Genomic DNA, 1,348 nt, shown 5'->3' with positions numbered 1-1,348 from the left:
CGTTCAGGGAACGATGCAGGCGGTCACATCGGTCATCGAGGGCTGGATCCGCGAATATCCCGATCAGTGGCTGTGGCTACACCGTCGCTGGAGGTAGCACTTGACTGACTGCGGTAATCCTTAGTGGAGGTACATCGTCCAACTCGGCAATGCGGCGGTCAATCTCGCCGATCACGCGTTCCGAGAACGGCCCGAGGTGCATGTACAACGCCATCAGCATCACGATGTAACGCAGCGCGCCCGGATTGGACTTGGCGACTTCGACAAAGGTCTTCCAGAACGGCTCACGAACTTTCGGCAGAGCCCGCATGATCTTGTGAAGGCTGTCGATGCCGCCAAGCCTCTTGCGCACATCGCCATCCGGCAGATCGCGGCGCCGGTCGGATCGGTCGAGCATAGCTGCGAGACGGGACAGCCGCCCCGCATATGCCGCCGGACTGTAGACGTGCCCGAGCACGGCTTTGTAATCGGAAAGGATGTCACGAAGCGGACGCTTGGTATCGAAATTGCACCCGAGCGTGCACTGATCGCCCGCCTGCTCGACATTCATAAGGTCATGGCCGCGGTGCAAGCGGCCTTCCGTGGCCAACCGCCGTGTGAGCTGCGTGCCAGGCAGCGCATAAAGAAGCCCAACGATGGAGACTGGAATGCTCGCCTCCTCGATGAGGTCGGTCATCGCCTGTCCTATCGAGGCCTTTTCATTGTCGAACCCGACGATGAAACCAGCGGTGACGAACATGCCGTAGCCGTAAATCTTGTGAATGCACTCGGCGATGTTGCGCTTGGTGTTCTGCTTCTTCTTCATCTGCACGAGCGTCTCGGGATCCGGGCTCTCGATGCCGACGAAGATCGCGAAGAAGTTCGCATCCTTCATCGCCTGCAACAGCTCGCTGTCGTCCGCGATGTTGATCGAGGCTTCGGTTGAGAACTCGAATGGATAATGGTGCTCTTCCAGCCAGGCTTTGAGCCGCGGCATCAAGGTGCGGAGGTTCTTCTTGTTGCCGATGAAATTGTCGTCAACGAAATCGACATGCCCGCGATAACCGTGATCGTAGAGCGCCTGCAGCTCGGCGAGAATCTGATCGTTGGTCTTGGTACGCGGCACGCGACCATACAGCTCGATGATATCGCAGAACTCGCAGGTGAACGGGCAGCCACGCGAATACTGCAAGCCTATGTATAGATAGTGATCGAAGTTAAGCAGATCGTAGCGAGGCATCGGGCTCAGCGTGACATCAACCTTGAATTTCTCGGCGATGAACACGCCCTTGCGTTCGCCGCTTTCCCAGGCGGCGATGAACTGCTCGATGACATGCTCGGCCTCGCCGATAACCTGAAAGTCCGCGTC

The 1,348-nt window shown here is 58.1% G+C and carries 2 protein-coding genes; one reads left to right on the top strand and one right to left on the bottom strand.

Going from position 1 to position 1,348, the window contains the following annotated elements; all coding sequences use genetic code 11:
• Positions 1-97: LpxL/LpxP family acyltransferase (locus tag ACXJL8_RS41220; RefSeq protein WP_456687054.1), on the top strand; the 97-nt coding region annotated here is incomplete at its 5' end.
• Here ACXJL8_RS41220 and ACXJL8_RS41215 read toward each other — a convergent pair.
• Positions 77-1,348, bottom strand: a 1,272-nt coding sequence (locus tag ACXJL8_RS41215) for a B12-binding domain-containing radical SAM protein (protein WP_456687053.1), incomplete at its 5' end; no start/stop codon positions are given. The genes ACXJL8_RS41220 and ACXJL8_RS41215 overlap by 21 nt on opposite strands.

The organism is Bradyrhizobium sp. P5_C11_2 (assembly GCF_054049755.1).
Note: the sequence above shows the minus strand (reverse complement) of the source record. Positions and strands in the feature narration are given on the sequence as shown.